15 protein-coding genes are annotated in these 17,386 nt (G+C 63.2%); 11 read left to right on the top strand and 4 right to left on the bottom strand.

Translation table 11 applies throughout. From position 1 onward, the window contains the following. Positions 1 to 88: 88 nt before the first annotated feature. A complete protein-coding gene (locus ACM0M4_RS19340) occupies positions 89 to 382 on the bottom strand; it encodes a YcgL domain-containing protein (protein ID WP_003082651.1) in 294 nt (97 codons plus the stop codon). Next, positions 379 to 1,503 carry a ribonuclease D gene (gene rnd / locus ACM0M4_RS19345; RefSeq protein WP_003145300.1) on the bottom strand — a complete coding sequence of 375 codons (1,125 nt, stop codon included), beginning with the start codon at positions 1,501 to 1,503 and terminating at the stop codon, positions 379 to 381. Before rnd ends, ACM0M4_RS19340 begins: the two co-directional genes overlap by 4 nt. Positions 1,504 to 1,643: 140 nt before the next feature. Between rnd and ACM0M4_RS19350 the strand changes: the two genes are divergently transcribed. Next, positions 1,644 to 2,705 (top strand): SMP-30/gluconolactonase/LRE family protein, encoded by a 1,062-nt coding sequence (locus tag ACM0M4_RS19350; protein WP_003082649.1) that lies wholly within the window; start codon positions 1,644 to 1,646, stop codon positions 2,703 to 2,705. A gap of 147 nt (positions 2,706 to 2,852) precedes the next feature. Here ACM0M4_RS19350 and ACM0M4_RS19355 read toward each other — a convergent pair whose 3' ends face one another. Beyond that, complete coding sequence (locus ACM0M4_RS19355) at positions 2,853 to 3,632, bottom strand: GntR family transcriptional regulator (RefSeq protein ID WP_003083340.1); 780 nt, start codon at positions 3,630 to 3,632, stop codon at positions 2,853 to 2,855. Positions 3,633 to 4,006: 374 nt separating this feature from the next. On the opposite strand from ACM0M4_RS19355, the gene ACM0M4_RS19360 reads away from it, so the two are divergent. Then, the gene (locus ACM0M4_RS19360) at positions 4,007 to 5,356 is read left to right on the top strand and encodes an NCS2 family permease (protein WP_003144929.1); all 1,350 of its coding nucleotides are present in this window, start codon (positions 4,007 to 4,009) and stop codon (positions 5,354 to 5,356) included. A gap of 240 nt (positions 5,357 to 5,596) precedes the next feature. Here the strand turns inward: ACM0M4_RS19360 and uraH are convergent, their stop codons facing one another. Continuing rightward, the gene (gene uraH, locus ACM0M4_RS19365; protein WP_003087207.1) at positions 5,597 to 5,977 is read right to left on the bottom strand and encodes a hydroxyisourate hydrolase; all 381 of its coding nucleotides are present in this window, start codon (positions 5,975 to 5,977) and stop codon (positions 5,597 to 5,599) included. A gap of 372 nt (positions 5,978 to 6,349) precedes the next feature. Here uraH and puuE point away from each other — a divergent pair, with 372 nt between their 5' ends. From puuE to ACM0M4_RS19410, 9 genes are all read left to right on the top strand, one after another. Then, on the top strand, positions 6,350 to 7,276 hold the full coding sequence (gene puuE / locus ACM0M4_RS19370) for an allantoinase PuuE (RefSeq protein WP_003083336.1): 927 nt from the start codon (positions 6,350 to 6,352) through the stop codon (positions 7,274 to 7,276). Beyond that, positions 7,273 to 7,788, top strand: a complete 516-nt coding sequence (gene uraD, locus ACM0M4_RS19375) for a 2-oxo-4-hydroxy-4-carboxy-5-ureidoimidazoline decarboxylase (protein WP_014603106.1) — start codon at positions 7,273 to 7,275, stop codon at positions 7,786 to 7,788. The genes puuE and uraD overlap by 4 nt, the downstream gene beginning before the upstream one ends. A gap of 17 nt (positions 7,789 to 7,805) precedes the next feature. Next, a complete protein-coding gene (alc, locus tag ACM0M4_RS19380) occupies positions 7,806 to 8,804 on the top strand; it encodes an allantoicase (RefSeq protein ID WP_003083331.1) in 999 nt (332 codons plus the stop codon). A gap of 54 nt (positions 8,805 to 8,858) precedes the next feature. Then, positions 8,859 to 9,368, top strand: a complete 510-nt coding sequence (locus tag ACM0M4_RS19385) for an ureidoglycolate lyase (protein ID WP_003083329.1) — start codon at positions 8,859 to 8,861, stop codon at positions 9,366 to 9,368. 48 nt (positions 9,369 to 9,416) lie between these two features. Further along, positions 9,417 to 10,694, top strand: coding sequence for a urate hydroxylase PuuD (locus tag ACM0M4_RS19390; RefSeq protein ID WP_003122923.1), 1,278 nt, complete (start codon positions 9,417 to 9,419; stop codon positions 10,692 to 10,694). A gap of 618 nt (positions 10,695 to 11,312) precedes the next feature. After that, positions 11,313 to 11,831, top strand: coding sequence for an Hcp family type VI secretion system effector (locus ACM0M4_RS19395; RefSeq protein ID WP_003083317.1), 519 nt, complete (start codon positions 11,313 to 11,315; stop codon positions 11,829 to 11,831). Positions 11,832 to 12,011: 180 nt separating this feature from the next. Further along, complete coding sequence (locus ACM0M4_RS19400; RefSeq protein ID WP_003161815.1) at positions 12,012 to 14,540, top strand: type VI secretion system Vgr family protein; 2,529 nt, start codon at positions 12,012 to 12,014, stop codon at positions 14,538 to 14,540. Next, positions 14,537 to 16,246 carry an esterase/lipase family protein gene (locus tag ACM0M4_RS19405; protein ID WP_054375894.1) on the top strand — a complete coding sequence of 570 codons (1,710 nt, stop codon included), beginning with the start codon at positions 14,537 to 14,539 and terminating at the stop codon, positions 16,244 to 16,246. The genes ACM0M4_RS19400 and ACM0M4_RS19405 overlap by 4 nt, the downstream gene beginning before the upstream one ends. Then, positions 16,243 to 17,385 carry a T6SS immunity protein Tli4 family protein gene (locus ACM0M4_RS19410; protein WP_054375893.1) on the top strand — a complete coding sequence of 381 codons (1,143 nt, stop codon included), beginning with the start codon at positions 16,243 to 16,245 and terminating at the stop codon, positions 17,383 to 17,385. The genes ACM0M4_RS19405 and ACM0M4_RS19410 overlap by 4 nt, the downstream gene beginning before the upstream one ends. The last annotated feature ends 1 nt before the right edge of the window (position 17,386 follow it).

The raw sequence follows: 17,386 nt of genomic DNA on the forward strand, positions 1-17,386 counted from the left end.
ATGCACCGAAGGCGCAACCTTGCACAGAGCGGGTTTCACGTCGTGAAAGTGGCGCCGGGAAGCCGGCGCCAGCGGGGTACGGCTCGCGTCAGAGCGGGTCGTTCATGCGCAGCAACTCTTCCGGGAGATGCTCGATGTACTCTTCTTCGCCCGGCGGCATCTGCAAGTGGAAGCCCTGCTTCTCGATGTTCTCCAGGACCTTGGCGACATCCTCGCGGGCCAGTTGGCGCTCGGGGGTGAGCAGCAGGTCGAAGACATGTTGCGGCGCGCCGAACGGCACCAGCAGGGCCTCGGGTACGCGGCTCAACGCCTCGCGCTTGTCGACGTAGAGGTACATCTCGTTCTTGCGCGGGCTCTTGTAGACGGAACAGATTCGTTTCATGCGCTCTCCAGGGCGTCCAGCAGGGCCTGGCCCATGCGTTCGCGGCGCCAGCCGCGGAGGGAATCGGGCAGTTCGTAGGGACCGTCGGGATAGCCGCTCTTGAGCAGTGCCTCGAGGATCTTCTTGCGCAGCATCAGCTCAGGCGCCATGCCCAGGGTCTCCGCTTCGCGCTGGCCGATGGCGCGCAGGCTCTTGAGCAGCGGGGTGACCTCCGGCGGCAGCGGCTCGGGCAGCGCCTCGGGCCATTCGCTCTGCGGCAGGCGCGAAGCCTGGGCGATCAGTTCGATGAGGAAGTCGCCGTCCTGGCGCACGGTGCGCGGATGCATGTCTTCGATCGCCGCCAGGTCGGTCTTGTTCTTCGGCAGCAGGCGCGCCAGCGGCCACAGGGTACGTTCGCGCAGCACGTGGTTGCGCGGCCGGTTGCGCAGGCGTGCCTGCTCCTCGCGCCAGGCGCAGAGTTCGCGGAGCACCGCCAGTTGCTGCGGACGCAGCCGCCAACCCAGCTTGACCTCGCGGTAGGCCTCGCGCGGATCACTCTCGCGGCAGAGGTTGGCGACCAGCTCGGCGCCGTCCTCCAGCAGCCAGGCGCGTTTCTCCTCGCTCAGCCGCGCATCCAGGGCCAGGTAGACCTGGGCGAGGTGCTGGACGTCGTCGGCGGCGTAGCGCATCTGCATCTCGGTGAGCGGCCGTTGCAACCAGTCGGAACGGGTCTCGTCCTTGGGCAGGTCGATGTCCAGCACCTCCTTCACCAGCTTCGAGTAGCCCATCGAATGGGCCATGCCGAGATAGGCGGCGGCCAACTGCGTATCGAACAGCGGCACCGGCAGGCTGCCGGTGAGGCGCAGGAACACCTCGAGGTCTTCGCTGCAGGCATGCAGCACCTTCACCACCCGCTCGTCTTCGAGCAGCTCGGCGAAGGGGCTCCAGTCCTGGATCAGCAGCGGATCGATCAGCCACTCCTGCCGGCCATCGCCCACCTGCACCAGACCGGCCGCGGGATAGAAGGTATCGACGCGCATGAACTCGGTATCGAGCGCGAGGTACGGCTGTGTGCGCCATTCCCGGCATTGCTGCGCCAGGCTGGCATCATCGCGGATCCACTGGATTTCGGGCGCGGTCACGAACATCTCCTTGGTCAAGTGCGGCGCATTATATAGAGCCTGGCGCCATGCGAGCATTCCGCTCGGCACCGCGCTTGCCGATGAGCGTAGCGAATGTCCATACTCCGCCCTTTGTCCGACAATCCGAACAAGGGAACTGCATGAAGAAGCTCAGCGGAATAATCGTCCTCCTGCTGGCTGGCGCGGCTCTTTACCTGGCCCTGAAGACCAGCCCGATCGACCCGCTCGCCTGGGATGCTCCGGCCGCTCCGCAGATGACCGGGGTCCTCGAACCCAACGACACCCTGATGAAGGCCGAGCTGCTTGGCCAGGGCCAGTTGCACGGCCCCGAGGACACCGCCGTGGACAGCCAGGGCCGCGTCTATGCCGGTCTCGCCGACGGCCGCGTGGTACGCCTGGACGCCAGCGGCAAGGTCGAGACCTTCGTCGACACCGGCGGCCGCCCGCTGGGCATGGACTTCGATGCCGCCGGCAACCTGATCCTCGCCGACGCCTGGAAAGGCCTGCTGCGCATCGATCCGCAGGGCAAGGTGGAAACCCTCGCCACCGAGGCCGACGGTGTCCCCTTCGCCTTCACCGACGACCTCGACATCGCCAGCGACGGCCGCATCTACTTCAGCGACGCTTCCAGCAAGTTCCACCAGCCCGACTACATCCTCGACCTGCTCGAGGCCCGACCGCACGGCCGCCTGCTGCGCTACGACCCGTCCACCGGCAAGACCGAGGTGCTGCTCAAGGACCTGTACTTCGCCAATGGCGTGGCACTCTCGGCAAACGAGGACTTCGTACTGGTCAACGAGACCTACCGCTATCGCATCACCCGCTACTGGCTGAAAGGCGAGAAGGCTGGCCAGCACGAGGTGTTCATCGACAACCTGCCGGGCTTGCCGGACAACCTCCAGGGCGACCGCAAGGGTACCTTCTGGGTGGCCCTGCCGACCCCGCGCAAGGCCGACGCCGACTTCCTCCACCGGCATCCCTGGCTGAAGGCGCAGCTGGCCAAGCTGCCGCGCATGTTCCTGCCCAAGCCGACCGCCTACGGGCTGGTCATCGCCATCGACGAACAGGGCAGGATCGTCCGCAGCCTGCACGACACCAGCGGCCACCACCTGCGCATGATCACCTCGGCGAAGCCGGTGGGCGACCAGCTCTACTTCGGCAGCCTGGAAAACGACCGGATCGGCCGCCTGGCGATCCCCTGAAAAAGCCGAGCGTCTAGTCCTGAAGTAGGTTTACACCTTGCTCCATCTAGTTCTCCGGAAAATCGGCATGGGAGGTGTAAACCTTATTTAGGACGGGACAGCGGAAACGAAAAAGCCCCGCATCGCGGGGCTTTTCAATGCTTCGGATCAGGCCGCCGAATCGCTGTCGGCCTTGGCCCGGCGTGGCTTCTTCTTGCCGCCGAGGAGGTGCGAGAACACCGCGTGCAAGTCGCCGGAAGCGTTGTCGCTCTCCAGGTTGAGCTTGCTGTCGATGTGCTCCATGTGGTGCATCATCAGGGTCACCGCGCGCTCCTTGTCGCCCTTCTCGATGGCGTCGAGGATCTCGTTGTGCTCGTCGAACGAGCAGTGCGAGCGACCGCCGCTTTCGTACTGGGCGATGATCAGCGAGGTCTGCGACACCAGGCTGCGCTGGAAACTCACCAGAGGAGCGTTGCGCGCCATCTCGGCAAGCTTCAGGTGGAACTCGCCGGACAGGCGGATGCCGGCGCCCCGGTCGCCACGGGCGAAGCTGGATTGTTCCTGCACCACCATCTCGCGCAACTCGGCCAGACGCTCGGCGGTGGCGTTGTCGGTGGCCAGTTCGGTGATGGCGCGCTCGACTGTGCGGCGGGCGAAAAGGATCTGCCGGGCCTCGTCGATGCTCGGGCTGGCGACCACCGCGCCGCGGTTCGGCCGTAACAGCACCACCTGCTCGTGGGCCAGGCGCGAGAGGGCGCGGCGAATGATGGTGCGGCTGACACCGAATATCTCGCCGAGCGCCTCCTCGCTCAGCTTGGTGCCGGGGGCCAGGCGTTGTTCGAGGATGGCGTCGAAGATGTGGGCGTAGACGATCTCGTCCTGGGTACCGCTGCGGGCAGCCTTGCCGGTGCGCGGCGGCTTCCTGATGTGTTGCAACTGATCGGTCATCGGTCTCGAACCTTGTGCGTCCGGCTTGTGGCCTGGGCTGATCCTCGCTCACGGGCGTGGGTGAGGCACGCCGGCGGCTGATAGCGAAATAGTGTACACAAGCAGCGGCATCCGACGCACCACCCCTTTCCGCCCCTCGTTCCGAGCGCGCGGCACCGCCCGGAAGGGGGCGTGACGGAAAGCTGATAAAAATGTGGCGAAACACCCTCAAACATTCTTTGACCTTTTTGTATACAAAGGCATAATCGCTCGCACGAGTTCTTGACCCAGAGGTCAGAAAATCGTGCCCTCACATCACCTTCGAGCCGCGTCAGGGACCTGGTAACCAACCGGCCCGCAGGACCTAACAACAAGAGCGATGAGGAGTACCTGCTGTGGAAAGCACCAAACAAGAAGAACAAGGGATCTACGCTGCGACACCGCCCGCCACCGGCCTGCTCGAACGCCTGTTCAAGCTCCGCCAGCATGGTACGACGGTCAGGACCGAGCTGGCGGCCGGGCTGACCACCTTCATCACCATGGCCTACATCATCTTCGTCAATCCCAACATCATGGCCGACGCCGGCATCGACCACGGCGCGGCGTTCGTCGCCACGTGCCTGGCGGCCGCCCTCGGCTGCTTCCTGATGGGCCTGTACGCCAACTGGCCGGTGGGCCTGGCGCCGGGAATGGGACTGAACGCCTTCTTCACCTACACCGTGGTCGGCACCATGGGCTACAGCTGGCAGATCGCCCTCGGCGCGGTGTTCATCTCCGGGGTGATGTTCATGCTGCTGACCTTCTCCCGGGTCCGCGAATGGCTGCTCAACAGCATCCCCCGCAGCCTCAGGTTCGCCATGGGCGCGGGAGTCGGCCTGTTCCTCGGCCTGATCGGCCTGAAGACCGCCGGCATCGTGGTGGCCAGCCCGGCGACCCTGATCAAGCTCGGCCACCTCACCTCGCCCGGCCCGCTGCTGGCAGCACTGTGCTTCCTGATGATCGCCGTGCTCGAGTACCGCCGGGTGTTCGGCGGCATCCTCATCAGCATCCTCAGCGTCACCCTGGTCGGCTGGGCCCTCGGCCTGGTGCAGTACGGCGGGGTGTTCTCGGCGCCGCCGAGCCTGGCGCCAACCCTCCTGGCGATGGACATCGCCGGCGCGTTCAACGTCACCATGATCAGCGTGATCCTGGCCTTCCTCTTCGTGCACATGTTCGATACCGCCGGCACTCTCATGGGCGTCGCCCAGCGCGCGCACCTGGTGAAGGAGGACGGACGTATCGAGAACCTGTCGAAGGCGATGAAGGCCGACAGCGCCTCCAGCGTGTTCGGCGGCATGCTCGGTGTCCCGCCGGTGACCAGTTACGTGGAGAGCGCCGCGGGCGTGGCCGCCGGCGGACGTACCGGGCTCACCGCGGTGGTGGTCGGCGTGCTGTTCGTCGCCGCGATGTTCTTCGCCCCGCTGGCCGGGATGATCCCCGCCTTCGCCACCGCCGGCGCGCTGATCTACGTGGCCATGCTGATGATGGGCGGAATGGCGCACATCGACTGGGACGAGCACACCGAGACCATCCCGGCGATCGTCACGGTGATCATGATGCCGCTGACCTTCTCGGTGGCCGACGGTATCGCCCTGGGCTTCATCACCTACGTCGCGATGAAGGTCCTCACCGGCAAGCACCGCGAAGTCTCGGCCAGCCTCTATGCCTTGTTCGTGATATTCGTCGCCAAGTTCATCTTCCTCTGACCCGCCCGGATGGCGGATGGCCGCACGCGGCTATCCGCCTCGAACCTGTCGTTGCCCCGCAGGGCTCGCGACGCGCAGCTTCATCCCCCGCCCATTCGTACCCTGCGCCGCATTTCCCTTCCTGCCCACGAGTGGCGGATAACCGGCAACCCTCGGCGCACTCCCCGCGAACGAAAAAAAGCCCGCTCGATGGCGGGCCAGGGAAAAGGACTCGGAGAGTCAGTGTTTCGTGGCACGCACCTAGCTGCCGCGATAGGTCGAATAGCTGTAGGGCGAGATCAGCAGCGGCACGTGGTAGTGATCGTCGGCGGAGGCGATGCCGAAACGCAGCACCACCTGGTCGAGGAAGGCCGGCTCCGGCAATTGCACGCCGCGGGCGCGATAGTAGTCGCCGGCGTTGAACACCAGTTGATAGACCCCGGGACGGAAGTCCTCGCCTTGCAGCACCGGCTGGTCGCAGCGGCCGTCGTGGTTGGTCAGGGTGGTGGCGATCAGTTCTAGTTGCTGGCCTTCTACCCGGTACAGCTCGATCTTGATGCCATGGCCGGGGCAGCCGTGTGCGGAATCCAGTACATGCGTGGTCAAACGTCCCATGGGTTGCGGGCGCCCGCTGGCGGACACCACTCCTCCTCTTGCCTTCGTTCGATGGGGATCGCTCCGGGACCTGCCCGGCGCCGCTCGCTTGCAGCCCGCCAGGGAGCCGCTTGCGAAGCAATATAAGTTATCCTTCGATGAATTGTATACAAAAAACACCGCCACAACCGAAAATGCGGCAGCCGCCCCGAAATCGGGCATTCCTTCCACAAGCCCCACCCCGCAGGGCCTCATTCTTCGCTAACCGACCAGTCGGGCAGGTTTTTTGCTGGATGAATGGCAGGGATCGGCAAGCAGGATTGTATTTACAGACCGCAGGCAAACTTGTATACAATAAATCCATCACGGCATCCCCGGCCCGTCCGGCCCGCCGCCCCATCCACAATAAGGAACACTGCTGTGAGCGCTGACTACCCACGCGACCTGATCGGATACGGCAACAACCCTCCCCACCCTCACTGGCCCGGCGATGCCCGCATCGCCCTGTCCTTCGTGCTCAATTACGAAGAAGGTGGCGAGCGCTGCGTCCTGCATGGCGACAAGGAGTCCGAGGCGTTCCTTTCCGAGATGGTGGCTGCCCAGCCCTTGCAGGGCGTGCGCCACATGAGCATGGAATCGCTCTACGAATACGGCAGCCGCGCCGGGGTCTGGCGCCTGCTCAAGCTGTTCAAGCGACGCAACGTGCCGCTCACCGTGTTCGCCGTGGCCATGGCGGCGCAGCGCAACCCTGAGGTGATCAGGGCGATGGTCGCCGACGGCCACGAAATCTGCAGCCACGGCTACCGCTGGATCGACTACCAGTACATGGACGAGGCCCAGGAGCGCGAGCACATGCTCGAAGCCATCCGCATCCTCACCGAACTCACCGGCCAGCGCCCGGTGGGCTGGTACACCGGACGCACCGGCCCGAACACCCGGCGCCTGGTGATGGAGGAAGGCGGCTTCCTCTATGACTCCGACACCTACGACGACGACCTGCCCTACTGGGACCCGGCCAGCACCGCGGAGAAACCGCACCTGGTGATTCCCTATACCCTGGACACCAACGACATGCGCTTCACCCAGGTGCAGGGCTTCAACAATGGCGAGCAGTTCTTCCAGTACCTGAAGGACGCCTTCGACGTGCTCTACGAAGAAGGCGCAACGGCGCCGAAGATGCTCTCCATCGGCCTGCATTGCCGGTTGATCGGTCGCCCGGCGCGGATGGCCGCCCTGGAGCGCTTCATCCAGTACGCGCAGAGCCACGACAAGGTCTGGTTCGCCCGCCGCGAAGACATCGCCCGCCATTGGCACCGTGAGCATCCTTTCCAGGAGACCGAGGCATGAGCCGTTTCCAGACCCTGACCCCCGCCTCGCTGTCCCGCGAGGCCTTCGTCGAAGCCTTCGCCGACATCTACGAACACTCCCCCTGGGTCGCCGAGAAGGCCTATGACCTGGGTATCGACGACAACCTCAACGATATCGAGGGCCTGCACCAGCGCATGGCCGACATTCTCCTGTCGGCAAGCCGCGAGGCCCAGTTGGCGCTGATCAACGCCCACCCGGACCTCGCCGGCAAGGCGGCGATCCGTGGCGAACTGACCGCCTCCAGCACCTCCGAGCAGGCCGGCGCCGGGATTCACGAATGCAGCGCCGAGGAGTTCGCCCGCTTCACCGAACTCAACGACGCCTACAAGGCCAGGTTCGGCTTCCCCTTCATCAAGGCGGTGAAGGGCAGCAACCGCCATCAGATCCTGGCGGCCTTCGAGGAACGCATCCAGCACTCCGCCGACGAGGAGTTCGCTACTGCGCTGGCCGAGATCAACAAGATCGCCCTGTTCCGCCTGCAGCAGCTCTGAGGCCTGCGGAGACGAGCATGAACGCCGAACACGCGCCCTTCCGCCACTACCTCGACCTCGCCGACGCGCGCCTGGGCAGCCAGGTGGTCGCCGTCAGCGACGAATGGTTCGCCCCCGCCAGCCGCATGCTGCAGGCCGGCGAACCGGTGTGGAAGGAAGGCGTGTTCGACGACAGCGGCAAGTGGATGGACGGCTGGGAAACCCGCCGCAAGCGCTTCGAGGGCCATGACCAGGCGGTGATCCGCCTGGGTGTGCCGGGCGTGCTGAAGGGCGTCGACATCGACACCCGCTTCTTCACCGGCAACCATCCGCCGGCGGCTTCCCTGGATGGCTGCTTCTGCGCCGAAGGCGACCCGGACGACAGCACGTCCTGGAGCGAAGTGCTGCCGGCGGTGGGGCTGCAGGGCGATAGCCATCACTACCACCCGATAGACGACGAACGTCCCTGGACCCACCTGCGCCTGAACATCTACCCGGACGGCGGTATCGCCCGCCTGCGCCTCTATGGCGTGCCCTACCGCGACTGGAGCAGCCAGCCGCCGGGAACGGCGCTCGACCTGGCCGCAGCGGTCAACGGCGGCCGGGCGCTGGCCTGTTCCGACCAGCATTTCGGACGCATGGGCAACCTGCTCAACCCCGGACGTGCCATCAACATGGGCGACGGCTGGGAAACCGGCCGCCGCCGCACGCCGGGCCACGACTGGGTGATCGTCGCCCTCGGCCATCCCGGCAGCATCGAGGCGGCGGTCGTCGATACCTTGCACTTCAAGGGCAACTATCCGGAAAGCTGCAGCATCCAGGCCGCCTTCGTGGAAGGCGGGAACGAGGCCCGGATCGAGGCGCAGAGCCTCTTCTGGCGCGAGCTGCTGCCAGCGCAGAAGCTGGAAATGCACCAGGAACACCGGTTCGAGCGGCACCTCAACGCCCTCGGCCCGATCACCCATGTACGCCTGAACATCTTTCCCGACGGCGGCGTCAGCCGCCTGCGCCTGTTCGGCAGGCCACAATTACCGTGAGACCCGGGCCCCGCGTGCGTCCGGAATACAACAAACAGAATCGACAGGATCAGTATGCGCACTCTCAAGATCGAGCCGTTGACCAAGGAAGCCTTCGCCCCGTTCGGTGACGTGATCGAAACCGCCGGCAGCGACTATTTCATGATCAACAACGGCTCCACCCGCCGTTATCACAAGCTGGCCACGGTCGAGACCGCGCAGCCGGAAGATAACGCGATCATCAGCATCTTCAGCGCCGAGAAGCTGGAAATGCCGTTGCGCATCCGCATGCTGGAACGCCATCCGCTGGGCAGCCAGGCCTTCATCCCGCTGCTCGGCAACCCCTTTCTGGTCGTGGTCGCGCCACTTGGCGATGTACCTGTACCGGGCCTCGTCCGCGCCTTCCTGACCAACGGAAGGCAGGGCGTCAATTACCACCGCGGCGTCTGGCACCATCCGGTGCTGACGATCGAAAAGCGGGATGACTTCCTGGTGGTCGATCGCAGCGGTTCCGGGAACAACTGCGACGAGCATTTCTTCACCGAGGACGAACAGCTCCTCCTCGACCCCCAATCAAACCAATAAGAGAGGTCCTGCCGCCGGTCCGCCGGCCAGGGCAAGAGGTACAAGACTGTGGAAGCACATCTCATCGAATGGCTGAACCTGCTGGTGCGCTGGATTCACATGATCGTCGGGATCGCGTGGATCGGCGCTTCGTTCTATTTCGTCTGGCTGGAGAACAACCTCAACCGCAGCAACCCGCGTGAAGGCCTGTCCGGAGACCTCTGGGCAATCCACGGTGGCGGCATCTACCACCTGGAGAAGTACAAGCTGGCTCCGCCGAAAATGCCGGAGAACCTGCACTGGTTCAAATGGGAGGCCTACTCCACCTGGATGTCCGGGGTGGTGTTGCTGACCATCGTGTTCTACCTGAACCCGACCCTCTACCTGATCGCCCCCGGCAGCGACCTGGCGCCGGCAGCGGCCATCGCCATCGGCATCGGTTCGCTGGTCTGCGGCTGGTTCGTCTACACCGTCCTCTGCGATTCGGCACTGGGCAAGACCCCTGCCCTGCTCGGCCTGGTCCTGTTCGTCCTGCTGGTCGCCGCCGCCTACGGCCTGACCCAGGTGTTCAGCGGCCGCGGCGCCTACCTGCACGTCGGCGCGATCATCGGCACCATCATGGTCGGCAACGTGTTCAGGGTGATCATGCCGGCCCAGCGCGCGCTGGTGAAAGCCATCGAAGAAAACCGCGAGCCCGATCCGGTGCTGCCGGCCAAGGGCCTGCTGCGCTCCCGGCACAACAACTACTTCACCCTGCCGGTGCTGTTCATCATGATCAGCAACCACTTCCCGAGCACCTACGGCAGCCAGTACAACTGGCTGATCCTGGCCGCCATCGCGGTGCTCGCGGTACTGGTACGCCACTACTTCAACACCCGCCACGAAAGCAACCGCTTCGCCTGGGCACTGCCCGCCGGCGCGCTGGGCATGATCGCCCTGGCCTTCGTCACCACGCCGAACTACCAGCAGGCTTCCGCACCGCTGGCCAGCACCCCGGCGGCGGCACCGGCACAACCGGCGACCGGCGGCGACGCACCAGCCGCGCCCGCCGCGACCCAGGCCTCCAATGCCGGGGCCGCGAGCGGAGCCGACTTCGACAAGGTCCATCACGTGATCCAGGAGCGCTGCACCGTCTGCCACTCGGCGAAACCGACCAGCCAGCTGTTCAGCACCGCGCCAGGCGGGATCATGCTCGACACCCCGCAGCAGATCCAGCAACTGGCACCGAAGATCCAGGCCCAGGCCGTGGCCTCGCAGATCATGCCGCTGGGCAACATCACGCAGATGACCCAGGAAGAACGCAACCTGATCGGCAGCTGGATCGCCAAGGGCGCACAGATCAACTGAGCCTTGGCCGAAAGGCTAAGAACCGTACCTCCGGTTCCCCGCAGCAGAACAACCCTGCTGGCCCTACCCCAAAAGCCCTCTCCATAGAGGGCTTTTGGCCATAACTGGCCATATCTTTCAGCCCCCAACCTCTCCGATAACTCACTTTCCTTCACCCTGGGCCGATGGAACGAAACCGTGCGGCGCTCCACCATTGAAAGCGACCAACCAACCATCGCTATCCGCAGGTACGTGTCGTCTCGTATTTGCCCAGCAAACTTCGCTCGGGTGATCTGTGTGGCCGGGGGACCTGTGCTGCGTCGTGTGATAGTGCGCGCCCCATCTTCGGCTGCCTTGCCAATGAAGAACTGTGCAACTTTTTGGTTGATAACGTTGTGGATAGAACGCTAGGGAACAAATACCCAAAGGGTTCCGAGAGAATGCGCAACTTTTTGCAAGCGGTGCGCAAAAAGTTGCGCAATTTTCAGTGTTCTTCCTATGAGAATCGCCAGAGAATTTCTGGTTTCCCCCAATAACGCCTTGATGGAAAAGAGTTTCAAGACCAGTGGCACAGTTCTTGTCTAGCACTGGTGCCCCCGGCATGTCGCCTGGGCACTTTCAAAGACAAGGAACGTATCCATGGCAACCCCCGCCTACATGTCCATCACCGGCACCAAGCAGGGCCTGATCACCGCCGGCGCCTTCACCGAGGACTCGGTCGGCAACACCTACCAGGAAGGCCACGAGGACCAGGTGATGGTCCAGGGCTTCAACCACGAAGTGATCATCCCGCGCGACCCGCAGTCCGGCCAGCCGACCGGCCAGCGCGTGCACAAGCCGGTGGTCATCACCAAGGTCTTCGACAAGGCCTCGCCGCTGCTGCTGGCCGCCCTGACCTCCGGCGAGCGCCTGACCAAGGTCGAGATCCAGTGGTACCGCACCTCCGCCGCCGGCACCCAGGAGCACTACTACACCACCGTCTTGGAAGACGCGATCATCGTCGACATCAAGGACTACATGCACAACTGCCAGGACCCGGGCAACGCCCACTTCACCCACCTGGAAGACGTGCACTTCACCTACCGCAAGATCACCTGGACCCACGAAGTCTCCGGCACCTCCGGCTCCGACGACTGGCGCTCGCCGGTGGCAGGGTGAGTTGACAGGCACACCGGTCGTACACCTGTGCGGCCGGTTCTCCGTCGAGCCGAAAATGTCCGCGACTTCGCGAAATCGACACAGAGCCAAAGACTTTCGGCGCCGGCTGAGCAAGAGTAACGTGGCTTGCTCCTCCAATGGATTGGAAAGGAACTGCCCACCCGGAACAGGGAACGATCCATGCGTCAAAGAGACCTGAAATTCACCTTCGTCGTTGGCGAAGGGAACCTTGCGTTCGATGTCGTCGAGTTCGAACTGGAAGAAGCGCTCTGCGAGCCTTTCCGCCTGAGCCTGAAGCTGGCCAGCGACAAGAACGCCATCGATTTCAAGCAGGTACTCGACCAGCCGGGCACCTTCACCCTCTGGCAGGACGGCCGTCCGGCCCGCTACGTCCATGGCATCGTCAGCCACTTCACCCAAGGCAGCTCGGGTTTTCGCCGGACCCGCTACGAACTGCTGCTGGAACCACAGTTGGCGCGCCTGGAGCTGTGCTGCAACTGGCGGATCTTCCAGGAGAAGAGTGTTCCGGAGATTCTCCAGGCGCTGCTCAAGGAACACCGGGTGCTCGACTACGAACAGCGCATCTACCATGAGCACCTGCCGCGCGAATACTGCGTGCAGGCCGGCGACAGCGATCACTACCTGCACGACCGGCTGGCCTTCGAGGAAGGCCTGGTCTACTACTTCCGCTTCGACGAACACCGCCACACCCTGGTCTGCAGCGACCGGCTCTACGTCCAGGAGCGTATCGCCGGCGGCCCGGTGCTGTTCAGCGCCCAGCCGGAGGGCGACAACCCGCAGCCGGTGCTTCATTCTTTCCGCTACAGCGAAAATGTTCGTACGGCTCGACAGACCCAGCGGGACTACAGCTTCAAGCGCCCGACCTACGACCAGGAGCATCATCTCGCTGGCGAGGCGCTCGAGCATCAGGACTCGTCCTACGAGCGCTACGACTACCCCGGTCGCTACAAGCGGAGCGGCGCGGGCCGGCCTTTCAGCGAAAGCCGCCTCAGAGGACATCGGCGCGATGCACGGGTGGCATCGGTCAGCGGCGACGACCCGCGGCTGATCCCGGGCCACGCCTTTGCCCTGGAAGGTCATCCGCGTGCCGACTTCAACGCCTGGTGGCGGCCGGTGCGGGTGGTCCATCGCGGCACCCAGTATGCCGGCCAGGAGGAAGAGTCCGCCGACGCCCCTCTGGGGGTGAGCTACGACCTGCGCGCCGAACTGGTGCCCGAGGACGTCGAATGGCGTCCCGCACCGCTGCCTCGGCCACGTATCGATGGTCCGCAGATCGCGACGGTAGTCGGCCCGGCAGGGGAAGAGATCCATTGCGACGAGTGGGGACGGGTGAAAGTCCAGTTCCCCTGGGATCGCGAGGGACGTCACGATGAGTTCAGTACCTGCTGGATACGGGTCGCGCAGAACTGGGCAGGTGCCGACTGGGGGCACATGGCGATCCCGCGGATTGGCCAGGAGGTGATCGTCGATTACCTGGACGGCGACTGCGACCAGCCGATCGTCACCGGGCGCACCTACCGGGCGACCAACCGGCCGCCCTACGCGCTGCCCGACCACAAAATCCTCAGCACCATCAAGAGCAAGGAGTACAAGGGCAGTCGGGCCAACGAGCTGCGCATCGACGACACCACGGCGCAGATCAGTGCGGCGCTGATGAGCGACCACGGTGCCAGCGCGCTGCACCTGGGCTACCTGACCCATCCTCGGCCCGAAGGCGGCAAGCCGCGCGGCGAGGGCTTCGAACTGCGCACCGACGAACATGGCGCGGTGCGTGCGGCCAAGGGGCTGCTGCTGAGCACCGAGGAGCAGCTCAGGGCCGGCGCCGGCCATCTCGACCGAGGCGTCGTGGTGCAGGTGCTGGAGGCGGCGCTGGAGCTGGCCCGCGAGCTGGGCGACTACGCCGGGGAGCACCAGGGCGTGGGGCACGACGCGGCGCCGCAGCAAACCCTCCAGGAAGCCGTGCGCGACCTCGGCCACGGCGCCAACGACGAGTCCGGCAAGAGCAACGGAGGCAAGCCGGCGATCGCCTTGAGCGGTCCGGCAGGGATCGCTGCGGCGACGCCGGCGAGCCTGACCCTGGCCGCCGGCGAGCACGTCGACAGCGTGGCCCGGCAGAACCAGCAGGTGACCGCCGGGCAGAAGGTGGTGATCAACGCCGGCAGCGACATCGGCCTGTTCGCCCAGGGCGGCGAGCTGCGCCAGATCACCCACCAGGGGCCGATGCTGCTGCAGGCGCAGAAGAACGACATCCGCCTGGAAGCCGAGCAGAGCGTGGAGGTCAGCGCCAGCCAGCAGCACGTGCTGGTCACCGCGAAGGAGCACATCACCCTGATGTGCGGCGGCGCCTACCTGACCCTCAAGGGCGGCAACATCGAGCTGGGCATGCCCGGCAACTTCGTGGTCAAGGCGGCGAAGCACAGTCATGTCGGTCCCGCTCATGCATCGACCAGCTTCAACGCCTGGGATTCGACACCGTTCGATGACCGGTATGTCCTGCGCGACGAAGCCACGCTGGAGCCGTTACCCAATATCGCCGTTGAAGTGATACGAGGCGATGGTGGTGTGGTGAAACTGATGACCGACAGCCAGGGCCGTTTACCCAAGCAACAACACCTGGCCATGGACCCGGTGCAGATACGCATCCTGGGCAAGGGCAGTCACAACAGCGACACGGAGTCCAAGACATGAGCAGCGAACCGCTCGAGCCGAATCAGGATGTGATCATCCCTCGCTCTCGCGACAGGCTGGGACGGCCTGTCTACAAGGCGCAGTTGACCCGTACCGACAACCAGAGCGAAAAGGTGGCACTGATTCGGCAGACCGCTCCCCTGCCGGTGATCTTCATTCCGGGGATCATGGGAACCAACCTGCGCAACAAGGCAGATAAAAGCGAGGTCTGGAGGCCGCCGAATGGTCTGTGGCCCATGGATGACCTGTTTGCCTCCATCGGTGCGTTGTGGACTTGGGCCTGGAGGGGTCCAAAGGCCCGTCAGGAGCTCCTGAAGGCTGAGCAAGTAGAAGTCGATGACCAGGGTACGATCGATGTCGGTCAATCTGGTTTGTCCGAAGAAGCTGCCCGCCTGCGCGGCTGGGGCAAGGTCATGCGCAGTGCGTATAACCCGGTCATGGGATTAATGGAGAGGCGACTGGATAACATCGTCAGCCGGCGGGAACTCCAGGCATGGTGGAATGACGAAGCCCTCTCTCCTCCTGGAGATCAGGGTGAGGAGCAGGGAAAGGTTGGGCCGATCGATGAAGAGGAATTGCTCAGGGCCAGCCGATACCAGTTCGATGTCTGGTGCGCCGGCTATAACTGGCTACAGTCCAACCGGCAGTCGGCGCTGGATGTACGCGACTATATCGAGAATACCGTGTTGCCTTTCTACCAAAAGGAGTGCGGTCTCGATCCCGAGCAGATGAGACGTATGAAGGTCATTCTGGTCACCCATTCGATGGGAGGGCTGGTGGCTCGCGCCCTGACGCAGTTGCACGGCTATGAGCGCGTATTGGGGGTGGTGCATGGCGTACAACCTGCGACAGGTTCCTCGACCATCTACCATCATATGCGCTGTGGCTATGAAGGTATCGCACAGGTCGTGCTGGGGCGAAATGCCGGTGAAGTGACAGCCATTGTCGCCAATTCGGCCGGCGCGCTGGAATTGGCCCCTAGCGCGGAATACCGGGAAGGGCGTCCCTGGCTGTTTCTATGCGACGCGCAGGGGCAGGTGCTCAAGGATATCGATGGAAAGCCTCGGGCTTATCCGCAGAATCAGGACCCTTATGAAGAGATATACAAGAACACTACGTGGTATGGATTGGTGCCTGAGCAAAATTCACAATATCTGGACATGTCAGACAAAAAAGAAGGTTTAAGAGTTGGCCCCCGTGATAACTTTGAAGACTTGATAGATAGCATTGCTAATTTTCATGGTGAATTGTCAGCAGCAGGATATCACTCAGAGACCTATGCCCATTACGGAGCTGACGATAGCCGCCATAGTTGGCGCGACCTGATCTGGAAGGGTGACCCTACCCCTCTGGAGACCCCCGGTGCCACACTCAACGACGATGAGAACGGCACTTACAACAGTTGGTTCCGCCGGGGCTTGCCCACCATAGTGCAGGGTCCGCTGGAGACGGGAAATCCTCTGGACGCTTCCGGTAGCGGAGGTGACGAAACGGTACCGACCGACTCCGGCCAGGCGCCTGCCCTGGCGGGCGTCAAGGCCAGCTTTCGGCATGGCAGCAAGGGCAAGGGACAGGCCAATACCAAACGGGGCTATGAGCACCAGGAGAGTTACAACGATGCTCGTGCTCAATGGGCAGCGCTATATGGGGTGATCAAAATCACCCAGTTGGCGGATTGGCATCCTAATGACAAAGGAGGGACATGATGCATCCCCGTCGGTTGCTTGCTGTACTTGGAGTGGTGGTCTTGACCAGCATGACCAGTTGCACTTCGTTTTCTTCTTCTCGGAGCTCTTCCATGGACAAGACCGGATGGATTACTCATTGCTTTGGTCGCTTTCTGATTGATCTGCCACCTGACGCGGTAATCAATGCCGGATACTACCTATGGGGAGACAGAATTGAGTACTTAGATGATAAACCTACCGAACTGGCAGCCAGGGTTGATCGTCTTGAACAAGAGTGGAGGACTCAGAGACATAAATCCAAAGGTAACATGTTTCTTCGTAAAATTGACTTTGGCAATGAATCAGTAGGTTTATTGTCTTGGTCTTCAGAGGTTGCCTCTAAAACCTATTTATTGGATACCTATGTTACATCTAAGCCTACGTGGCATGCCTATCGTTGGAAAGGGAAAGTTTCGGTAGACAGAGAGCAACATGCTGTGGAGATATCTAGGGCTTTAGCTCGAAATCTACGTTCTCGCGCGCCAAAAGAAATCCCCAGCGAGCCGGGCTTTTGCATCGACCACGCTTATATTGCAGGGGATAGTTTTCAAGTGGAGAGGTTTGGAGTGGGAGTCACTTTCCCTGAGCACCCCGGCGCGCGCTTTGAATTCCGCTCCTCCACGGGAGCTGAGCTAAACAGCCTTCTTGAGCGAGTCGACGGCTTCGTGCAGAACATGCTCGCTACGGTTGCTGGAGTCGAGAGATTGAGAAAGGGGAAGCACCCTGTGGGGAGCCTTCCGGGAGAGGAGTACTTGGTTGCGGGAAGCAACAAGGGACAGCGCGCCTACACATTCATGTGGGAGGTTCAAGGCAAGGAGGAATCGCTAACCGAGCCCAATCTTACTGCGGGACTGGCGGTACTGGAACGCAGCAATGAAAACGGTAAACCACCGCCCCCTGCCTTCAAATCGGATAAAGAAGCATTGGAACTGTGGGACACCATTGTCGATTCGATTCGCGTGCGCCCGACTTCTTCATCACCGCGAGATGGAAATGCCGGTCCTTCCCCTGCTCCGAAACCCGCTACGCCTGGCGGCCAAACGCTCGGTGATGACTATGTCTACGAGGAATTCCTCTCCAGCCTGAAGCCGAAAGACAGCTGGCTGGACGACCTATAGG

The organism is Pseudomonas sp. 18-147, from assembly GCF_051048045.1.
Lineage (GTDB): Bacteria > Pseudomonadota > Gammaproteobacteria > Pseudomonadales > Pseudomonadaceae > Pseudomonas > Pseudomonas aeruginosa.